General features: G+C 70.6%; 6 protein-coding genes. 2 read left to right on the forward strand and 4 right to left on the reverse strand.

From position 1 onward, the window contains the following. Positions 1-56: 56 nt before the first annotated feature. Complete coding sequence (locus D7V97_RS33200) at positions 57-1,532, reverse strand: PLP-dependent aminotransferase family protein (protein ID WP_233583381.1); 1,476 nt, start codon at positions 1,530-1,532, stop codon at positions 57-59. Between the two features lie 418 nt (positions 1,533-1,950). Here D7V97_RS33200 and D7V97_RS33205 point away from each other — a divergent pair, with 418 nt between their 5' ends. Further along, positions 1,951-3,741, forward strand: a complete 1,791-nt coding sequence (locus D7V97_RS33205) for a fibronectin type III domain-containing protein (protein ID WP_199729019.1) — start codon at positions 1,951-1,953, stop codon at positions 3,739-3,741. Positions 3,742-4,070: 329 nt separating this feature from the next. On the opposite strand, the gene D7V97_RS33210 is transcribed toward D7V97_RS33205, so the two are convergent. Together D7V97_RS33210 and D7V97_RS44895 are read right to left on the reverse strand one after the other, a co-directional pair. Further along, positions 4,071-5,027, reverse strand: a complete 957-nt coding sequence (locus D7V97_RS33210; protein ID WP_233583382.1) for a serine protease — start codon at positions 5,025-5,027, stop codon at positions 4,071-4,073. Between the two features lie 266 nt (positions 5,028-5,293). Beyond that, positions 5,294-5,440, reverse strand: coding sequence for a hypothetical protein (locus D7V97_RS44895; RefSeq protein WP_158623506.1), 147 nt, complete (start codon positions 5,438-5,440; stop codon positions 5,294-5,296). Between the two features lie 391 nt (positions 5,441-5,831). Between D7V97_RS44895 and D7V97_RS33215 the strand changes: the two genes are divergently transcribed. Continuing rightward, positions 5,832-9,014 carry a hypothetical protein gene (locus D7V97_RS33215; protein WP_120614632.1) on the forward strand — a complete coding sequence of 1,061 codons (3,183 nt, stop codon included), beginning with the start codon at positions 5,832-5,834 and terminating at the stop codon, positions 9,012-9,014. A gap of 93 nt (positions 9,015-9,107) precedes the next feature. Here the strand turns inward: D7V97_RS33215 and D7V97_RS33220 are convergent, their stop codons facing one another. Continuing rightward, positions 9,108-9,665 (reverse strand): hypothetical protein, encoded by a 558-nt coding sequence (locus D7V97_RS33220; protein ID WP_199729020.1) that lies wholly within the window; start codon positions 9,663-9,665, stop codon positions 9,108-9,110. Positions 9,666-10,284: the final 619 nt, after the last annotated feature.

The raw sequence follows: 10,284 nt of genomic DNA on the forward strand, positions 1-10,284 counted from the left end.
CTCCCCGAGCAGTCCCTTGAGCACGACGCGCCCGTCCAGCGGCTGCAGCTCCACCGTCATTGCCCCTCCGGGAGGGCCTCGGCCATCCGCCGCGCGACCTCGACCAGCTCCGCGTCGCCGTAGTTGGAGAACCCGATGCGCAGCCCTGGGACGGCGCCGCCGTCGAAGGCGAACTGCCGGCCGGCCTGGAAGGCGACCCCGCGCTCGAGGCCGCGCCGCGCCCAGGCGTCCACGTCCAGCCCCTCTCGCGTGCGGGCCCACAGGGCGAGGCCGCCCGTGGGCGGGTCGAAGGTGAGCGCGGCGCCGAGGTGCTCCGAGAGCGCGTTCGCGAGCACGTCGCGACGGTGGCGGTAGAGGGGGTGCATGCGGTTGAGGTGGCGCTCGATCTCGCCGTCCTCGAGGAGCTCCGCCATCGCCCGCTCGAGCGCGGGGTCACCGTGGCGGTCGAGCGCGTCGCGGGCGGAGCGCAGCTGCGCCACGAGCGGCGCGGGCGCGTGGACGAAGCCGAGGCGGAGCCCGGGGCTGAAGATTTTCGAGAGGGAGCCCACCAGCACCACCACGCCCGCGCGGTCCTCCGCGGCGAGCGGCGGGGGCAGCGCTCCTTCGAACTGGAACTCGGCGTCGTGCTCGGACTCCAGCACGGCGAACCGGTGGCGCGCCGCGAGGGCGAGCAGCCGCGCCCGGCGCTCCGGCGAGAGCGCGACCACCGAGGGGTACTGGCGCACCGGGGTGGTGAGCACCGCGCGCAGCCGCTCCGTCGAGAGGAGCCGCTCGAGGGTGTCCACGTCCAGCCCCTGCGCGTCCACCGGCACCGGCAGGCAGCGCGCGCCGGCGCGAGCGCAGGCCTCCCACGCGTCCCGCGCGCCGAGCGCCTCGACCGCCACCGCGTCGCCTGGCCCGAGCAGGGCGTGGGCAACGAGGGCCAGCGGCAGCTGCCCGCCGCGGGTGACCACCAGGCGCTCCGGCGCGGCGGCGACGCCGCGGGCCGCGCGCAGCGTGCGCGCGAGCGCCTCGCGCAGGGTGGGGTGGCCCTGCGGGTCGTCCACCGCGAGCGTGCCGCGCGGGTTCACGGTGAGCGCGCGGCGGTAGGCCCGCGCGAGCGCGGCGCCAGGCAGGAGGCGCGGGTCGGGGTTGCCGGTGGCGACGCGGAGCAGATTGCGGGCGGCGTCGGGCACCGCGGGGTCTGGGGGCCGGCGGAGGTCGAAGCCCATGCCGGCGCCCGTGAGCTCCGCCGCGGGTCCGGGCGGAGTCTCGGAGGCGCCCGGAAGGCGCCGCGGCGGCGTGGGTGCGACGGTGCTCCCCTCGCCCGGCGCCGCCACCAGCCATCCCTCGTCGGCGAGCTCGCGGTACGCGGCCATCACCGTGTTGCGGGACACGCCCAGTCCCTGCGCGAGCGTGCGGTAGCCCGGGAGCGCGTCGCCGGGCCGGAACCGGCCGCGGTGAATCTCGGACATGAGCGCATGCGCAATCTGCAGGTAGACCGGGCGGTTGGAGCGCGGGTCGAGGGTGATGGTGGGGATGCCGGGGGCCACGGCTGCTCCGGTCGCTGGCGGCGTGGCCACACGATACGTCGCGGGCGGCCGCTTCGCTCGCGGTGGAGTGAAGGTGAGCCAGCCTCCTACCCCCGCTCAGGGGTGGCCCAGCCGACTTGTCGCGAGTGCACCTCCCCCGTGCCGCGGGCCAGGGGAATAGTCGGCCATGATGTTCCTCTCCACCGGAGTCTCCATGCCTCGCGCCTCGCCCCGCACCTGCCGTGCACTCCTTCTGGTCTCGCTCGTGGCGCTTGCCGCGTGCGGTGGCGGGCCCACCGACGGGGACGGCGATGGAGACGCAGACGGCGGCCGGGGAGTCGCCGGGGACGGAGGAGACGGTGGTGGAGCAGGCGGCGGCGACGGGGGTGGACGAGACGGCGGAGGAGGAGACGGCGGCGGCGGAGGAGACGACGGCGGCGTGGCAGCGCCATCCGTGCCCACGAACCTCGTCGCGCGGGCCACGAGCTCCCAGGGCGTGGAGCTCAGCTGGATGCCGCCGTCCGGAGCCTTCACCGGCTTCGAGGTCGAGCGCTCCGTTGCGAGCGGCGGGCCCTTCGCGCTCATCGCGAGCCCACCTGCCTCGGCCCTGGGCTACGGCGATATGGGCCTCGCCACCGGGAGCACCTACTTCTACCGGGTGCGCGCGGTGAATGGCGCCAGCGCGTCGGCGTTCACCTCCGTCGTGGGTGTGAGCACGGCCGCGGCGGTGCCGCCCAACGCGCCGACCGGCCTCACCGGCGTGCAGGAGGTGGTGGCGTCCGCCGGCGTGGCGCGGCTCTCCTGGACCGACGCCGCGACCGACGAGACCGCCTACGAGGTGCAGTACTCCAGCGAGTTCATCACCTGGGGCTCGACCGTCACGCTCCCCGCGGGCTCGACCGGCTGGGTACACGAGAGCCCGGTCTTCGGCACCAACAACTACCGCGTGCGGGCCGTGGGGGTCGCGGGCGCCTCCGCCTGGGTGCAGGTCTCCGTCTACAACGGCCCCATCGTCATCGGCACGCTCTGCCCGTCCACGGAGGGCACGTCGGCTTCCGCGCTGTCGCAGACCTCGCTCCGGCTCGGCTGGACCTGGAACATCTGCGGCGGCGTCGCCATCGAGCGCGCGCCGTCCGCCACCGGCCCCTGGGCCGAGGTGGCCCGCTTGGGCAACTTCGTCTTCGGCGGGCCGCCCAACGGTACGTGGGATGACACGGGCCTCGTGCCGGGCACCCTCTACCACTACCGGTTCCGCACGCTCCCCCTCTTCGCCCCCACGCCCTCCGGGCCGCCGTGGTCGCCCTCGGGCTACACGGCGCCAGTCTCGGCGACGACGGTGCCGCCTGTCGTCATCGCCACGCCCACCGGGCTCACCGCGACGGTCACCTCCGCCACGAGCGTGAGCCTCGCCTGGACCGACGTGGCCCAGGACGAGACGGGGTACTCCGTGGAGTACGCCACCGGGGCGGCGGGGCCCTTCACCGAGGCCTTCCGCCTCGGCGCCAACATGACCATGACGAGCGTGAGCGGCCTCACGCCCGCGACGGCCTATTGGATGCGCGTGCGCGCGGTGAAGGGGACGACGAGCTCCGCGCCCTCCAACGCAGTCTCGTTCACCACCGCGACCCGCGCCGTGCTGCGCACCACCGGTGACGCCACCGTGATGGAGAGCACCGCGCTGCTCGCCAACCAGAACGTGACCCTGCCCTCCGGACCGAATGATGTGGGCTGCTTCTTCACCTGGACCATCGGCCCGGGCGGGCAGGCCCTCTTCCACAACTGTGGTGGCTCGGCGCTCCGGTTCGACACGGCGGCGCTCTCGGGGAGGAACGTGCTCGTGGCGGCGCTCGTGATGTACCCCTGTGCCCTCGCCCCACACCCCGTGTCCGACGCGCGCTACCTGGTCCGGGCGCTCGCCGGGTCCTGGAGCCCGTCCACGGTGACCTTCAACACGCTGCCGCAGGTCTACACGGCAGGCTCGTGGTGGCTGCCGGCGCCGACGGCCGGCGGCGCGCAGGCCTGGGACGTGACGACGGTCGTGAAGAACTGGGCGAGCGGGACCTGGCCCTCGAACGGCCTCTACGTGGGGCAGTCCCCCATCACGGACCGCGTGCCGAACTGGGGCGGGCAGAACTGGGACAACCAGAACCAGGTCACGAGCTACTGCAGCCTCGAGCAGACGGGCGGCTCCATCGACTACGTCCCGGCCCTGCACGTGGACTACCGGTAGGGGGATGGCCCCCGGCGCCGACGCTTGCTCACGGCATGGAGGAGTCGACCGTGCCCGTCAGTCCCTCCACGTGTCCGCCGAGGGGCTCGAAATACAGCGTGAACGAGCGGCGCTCGCGGTGGAGGCGCGTCCGCATCTCGAGCGATGCCGGTGACGGGGCCGGACGCCGCGCCGGTGTGCGTCGTGGCCTCGCTGCTGGTGCTGGTGGCGGGCTGGGCCCTGTGGCGCCTGTTCACCCGGCTGGAGCTGCCGCCCCCACTCCAGTTCAGGGGCAATTGGCAGGCGGAGCCACTTCTCCCTTGGCGCCGCCAAACCACGGCTCATCAGAACTACTGCACGCGGCTGTTGTTTGCGATCTGCGCGTTAATCCAAGAACGGTAGTTGGAGACCCGAGTATAGACGCCGGGAGAGCCCGCCCTCGCGCAGCCTATGCCGAAGCTCGTGATTCCGTAGAGCGTGTATCCGGGAAGGGCCTTCGCGACCAGCGGCCCTCCGCTGTCTCCCTGGCAGCTATCCTTACCGCCTTGCGCGTACCCAGCCCCGAGCATCGCCTCTGGAAAGATGGTGATGCCTTGTGAACTGTACTGTCTTGCCAGGGCCGCAGAGCCCACGATGGGAACCCCCACCTGCAGCAAGACGTTGGAATAGGCCGCCCCCCCCTCGCTGGTCAGGCCCCATCCCGCGGCGATCATCATCGTGTTTTCCGCCGGGACCGACGCCTCCCCAGGCACGAGCCCCACAGGGTTGCGCGGGGGTTCAGCCAACGAGGGCTGAGAGACAAGGGTGGGGCGCATGGAAGAACTCTGGCCGCACGAAGGCGAGCCCGCCGAGACCGTGTCCCACGGGAGACACACAGGCTGGACTGTGGCGCTGAACTTGATGGGCTTGGCGAGCACGACGACAGCGATATCATTCACCGTCGTGTCCGGGTTGTACGCCGGATGGTAGACAGTCTTTGTCGCGGAGACCACCTGCTGCGTGGACGACGGGGAAGCTAAATCATGAGCCCCCGCGACGGCAGTCAGTCTGGATGTTCCGTCGTAGATGCAATGGGCTGCAGTGAGCACGATATCGCTCTCCGCCCGGTTGCCAACCCTGATGAGAGAACCACCGCAGAAGTGACTTCCGTATTGCTGCAGGCTGATAATCCACGGATGGCTACCAGGACGTGCCTCGTTCCCTCCCACAATCGCCTGGTCCATGCGGCCCGTCGCATCGACTTCCGCTCTCTCCAACTCCGAGCCACCACATCCCAGCAGGCTGACCGCGACAACCACTCCACTCACGAAGCGCAATGCGCCCTCCTTTTCATGCGACATATATAATTAGCAAGTCGCATGCCATGTTTTATCGAGGGAGCTCCAGCGCGCATTCGGCTCACGGCGCGCTGTTGACACGTCAGCGTGCGCTCGGAGCGACGGGCTGACGCGTCAGTCGTCCATTCGCGCACTCCACGCCCGAAGAGTCCAGGACGGCGAGGTATTGGCGCCGTCAGGGGCCGGGTCAACGGACCGCATCCGGGTCGGCCAAACGGATCGCGACTCCTGATCGCTCAGGGCTGGTCGAGCTGATCGGGACAGCGATCCGAGGAGGTGACCCACGAGCGACCCGACAGGGCGGCCCATGACACCTCGCCGGAGGCGGCCATCACCGCGAAGGTGGCAATTCTTTGCATCAACGAGGTGGGACGGGGGCTCATGCTCGTGGCTCCTCATCAAGTGGGTGCGTCCCAGTGTCCCCAGGGTTTCCTGTCAAATCAAGGAAGACGAGATTGCGTCAAGAATGTTTCCAGTGAGTCCCTCCTTCACACAGCCCCGCTGAAGCATACGGACATTCAGCGGCCCGGGTTGAAGCGTTGCCAGCCGGCCGCTGTTCCATCTCAAAGGGAGAATTCCATGCGTCTGCCATTCGCAGGTCCGCGAGCCGGTTGGCTCGTGCTCGCCGCGTTCATCAGTTGTTCCCCTCCGCCGCCTGAGGAGAGCGGACCGCCCGCATCTGGCGCCCCCGCGACCTCGCGCGCGGGTCTGACTTCACCGCAGCCGCAATTGCTTGCATCCGCAAGCAACGCGCCCTCGGATGGGCTGGCCTTCGTGACCCTCACCGTCACGCCGCGCGACGCGAACGGTGACCCCCTGGGAACGGGGCTCCATGTGGAGGTGCTGAGCAGTGACGGACTCGTCACGCTGGGCGGCACGGGGAGCTCGGCCTGCACCGTGAATGCTCCGGGTGCGGCGTGTCTGACGGCCGTGGACTCAGGGGCGGGGAGCTATGTCGTCACCGCGCGGAGCTCCACGCCGCTGACCGTACCCACGACCTTCTCCGCCACCGTCACGGACGCGAACGGCACCACGACGCTGCCGGACACGACGACCGTCACGTTCGACTCGGCGCTGTTTGATGGCGGCGCGGGGTGCACCGGCGCGTGCGGCACCACCGTCACCACCGGCAACGTCACCATCACCTCCGGCCACGCGGGCGGCCGGAACCTCTACATCACCGGCGGCACCGTCACCTTCGACGCCACGACGGTGGGGCAGACCTTCGGTGACGTCTTCATCACGGGCGGCACCGTGACGCACCTCCAGGGCACCAACGCCGCCATGTTCAAGCTCGACGTGCTCACGGGCTCGTGGAACCACCTGGGCGGCACGATCAACACCACCAACAAGGGCTACGGCATGACCTGCCGCCCGGATGGCTCCTGCGGCGGCGTGGGGCAGGTCAGCTACGGCCCCAATGGTGTGCCGGCATCGACGCTCGCGGGCACCAGCAAGCTGTACGGCGCCAGCCACGGCGGCATGGGCTCCGGCAACTACCGCATGAACATCTCGCAGGCCAACAACAACCAGGCGGGCAACGCGGGGACGACCTACGGCGACTACCGCGATCCGAAGTACCCCGGTGCCACCAACGACACCTATTCGGGCTCCCACGGAGGAGGCGTGGTGCGCATCACGTCGACGGGCCCTTGCGTGCTGGCGGGTACCGCCACCCTCGCCGCGTCCGCTTCGTTCAATGCCGCGGGCGGCTCCATCAACCTCCGGTGCGGAGCCATCGTCTCCACGGGCTGGACGGGGAGCATCAGCGCGGACGGAGGCGCTGGCGCGGGGAACTCGTCCATCCCGCTGGGCGCGGGTGGCGGTGGCCGCATCGCGCTGGTCAGCACCGGTGACGCCGCGACCCTGACGGGCACGGTGAGCTACCCGCCCACGAACCTCACCGCCCGGGTCCACGCCTTCGGTGGTGCACCCGCCAACTCCAGCTACGTGGTGGGCGCCGGTGGCGCGGGCACCGTCTACCTCAAGCACAGCGGGCTGACCTACGGCGACCTCATCATCGCGAACAACTCGCCCGCGCATTACCAGAACGAGGGCACCACCCGGCTCCCCGCGCTGGCCGGCACCGTCACGGCGAACGTCACCGCGGGCGCCACCGCCATTCCGGTCTCCGTCGCCAGCACGATGTTCAACGCGACCTACTACGAGAACGCGGGCGCACCGCTGAACTACAACCCCGCGCTCACCCAGAACACGACCCCGTCCACCATCGCCTCCTACAACGGCGTGTTCGCGGGCGGCTGGCTGCGGCCGGACATCACCGCCGCGGGCGGGGCGTTGCTCGACCCGTCGAACCTGGTGAGCCTCACCACCAACGCGGTGGGCAACCTGACGACGAGCGCCGTGCCCTCCGACGTCGCGGCCGGTGCGTTCTTCCGCAGCGTGGACGTGCTGGACCACCTGGACGTGCTCGGCAACGCGATGCTGGAGACCAACGGCGACATCCACGTCCTGTCGGGCAACACGACGAACTCCGGCGCGGCGACGATGACCGTGAACGGCCTGGTGCTCTTCGACACGACGAGCGGCAGGACGGGCCGCATCGAGTACGCGGGCGGCGCGGTGAACGTCGTGCAGGCCACCCAGGCCCTGCCCGCGTTGGGAGGCGGCACGCTTGTCGCGGACAACGTGACGGTGTCGGCGGGCTCCATCACGGTGCCCGCCATCGTCGCGTCCGGTGATGTGACCGTGAGTGGCGGCACGCTGGTCACCAACTCCCTCAAGGCGGCGCGCTACACGCAGTCCGCGGGCACGCTCAAGCACTACCTGCCGCTGTTCAGGACCTCGCCGGCCGCCGCGCAGGTGTCCAGCCTCAACGTGACGCTCGCGGAGACCTTCAGCCTCACCGGCGGTGCTGTCGATGTCGCGGGGCTGGGCTACCCGGTCGCGATGGATGCCCAGGGCGCGCCGTCGACCATCTGGGGCTTTGGGGCGACAGGCCCCGCGAACGCGGCCAGTCCGGCGGGAGGCTACGGCGCGGGTCATGGCGGCGTCGGTGGCGGGTACGCGGCCGGCGCGGTTCGGGGCATGGTCTACGACGACTACCGCGACCCCCGGTATCCGGGCGGCGCGGCGACGACCGTTGGCGGCTCGCCGTCGTACCTGGGCTTCCGCAGCCCTGGTGGCGGTGTCTTCCGGCTCAATGCCACCGGGGTCTGCACGCTGGGCGGGACGTCCCTCATCAAGGCGGGCGCGGTGACCACGGGCTCCCAGTACGGCGCGGCGGGAGGCTCCATCTCCCTGCGCTGCGGAGGCTTCGACACCACGGGCTGGAACGGCACCGTCTCCGCCAACGGAGCGAACGCCTATTTCTCCAGCTCGAGCGGCGGCACGCGCGCGGGTGGTGGTGGCCGCATCGCGCTGGTGAGCACGGGAGACGCTTCCAGCTTCGTCGGGGCCGTGAGCTATCCGTTCCCCACGAGCAGCGCGCAGCTCCAGGCGCGCGGCGGCACCGGCATCAACGTCACGTACACCGACGGTGGCGCGGGCACGGTGTTCCTCAAGCACAGCGGCGTGAACCACGGCCAGCTGCTCATCAACAACAACAACCAGACGCACTACGCCACGGGCGGCTACACCCCGTTCGTCTCCCTCGCGGGCACGGTCAGCAGCGCGGCCAACGCCGGTGACACGGCGCTCAGCGTGAACATCACCAGCACGCCGCTCCACAACTCGGCCGCCTTCAACCAGCTCCTCGCGGGCATGTGGCTGCGGCCCGACACCAGCGTGAGCAGCGGCACGCTGCCCGCGGACAACCTGGTCACGGTCACCGGCAACACCTTCGTCAGCACCACGCAGTCGCAGCTGACGACGTCACCCCTCCTGGCCCCGGTGCCGGCGGGCGCGAGCTTCAAGAGCGCCGACCTCTTCGACGTCTACAACGTCGTGGGGGGCGCCATCACCCAGACGAACGGCGACCTGTACGTCGTTCCGTAGTCCCGGGCAGTCCACCGCCGCCCTCCGCGAGGCGCACGTCCTCGCGGAGGGCGCCGGAGCGCTGCAGGGCTTGATGAGCCCCTGGCGACCTGCTCAGCCCGCGGGCGTCTCCTCGAAGGCGAAGGCGAAGGTGAAGGCGTCGAACACCTTGTTGGTGCCCAGCCAGATGTACTTGTTCCGGCCCTCCTCCACGTGCGTCTGGACGTGGTGGGCGTGGCGCTGGCGCAGCCGGCTGTTGACGCCGTCACAGGCGACGATGAGGTCCGCGTCCGCGAGCGCGGAGAGGTCCGTGACTTCGTGCTGGAAGCGGACGTCCACCCTCAGCCCCTTCGCCCGCCGGATGAGGATGTCCAGCAGCCGGTCGCGCCCCAGCGCGAACCCGTAGCCGCCGATGTGCGTCGCGTACTGGCCCCGCAGGTGCACCTCCTGCGTGTCCCAGCGCGCCGCGGCCTGGGCAATCCGCTGCGCGCTCACCGGGTCGTTCCGGTAGAGGTCGTCCAGCAGGTCGTCCCAGAACACCACGCCCCAGCCATACGTCACGCCCGCGGGGTTGCGTTCGACGACGGTGACGTCGTGCTTCGGATTGGACAGCTTCGCCAGGATTGAGAAATAAAGTCCCGCCGGACCTCCGCCAACACAGACCATCTTCATCGCATCCCCCAGCGTTCGAGCGGCCCGATGCTACCGGGCACGCCTCGTGCGCCGCCCCTGGCCGGAAGCGCTGTCTGTCGTTACCCTATAGGGCTGCGGGGTGGGCACACCGACGTGGCACTCGGCCCTCCGGCACTCGTCAGCAGCCCTCCTCTGCCTCTCTGCTCTCGCCCGTGCCCTTCAACACTGCCCCTATCCTTCTTATGCGTTATGCGTAGCGCTGGCCGGTGTGCGCCATGATGGCGGGAAGACTCTTTCCCGCTCGGATGGCGGTGGTGATGAGCCCGCTTCGAAGCGAGTGGCCAGCTACGGAACTGGGGTTGATGCCACCTGCGGACGCTGACCTCGGGACGATGCGAGTGACGGTGCCTGCGTCGAGGCGCCGCGGGGAAACGTGACCGTGGCGGTTGACGGCCCGGAACAGCGGGCCGCTGGTGATCGCCGCGGTGGCGAGCCAGTGCTGCCGCGTCCGCACGGGACAGGTGGCGGGGAGCGCGCCATCTTGGAGCACCTGGGACTGCCCACGCTGGCTGGGAGACGGGCCCCAGCACGGGGGCCACCCCAGAACGCGGGGTGTTGAGTCAGTAGCAGCAGTGGCCCCCATGCCCAAGCCGCCTGC

Source organism: Corallococcus sp. CA053C, assembly GCF_003611675.1.
Taxonomy (GTDB): Bacteria; Myxococcota; Myxococcia; order Myxococcales; family Myxococcaceae; genus Corallococcus.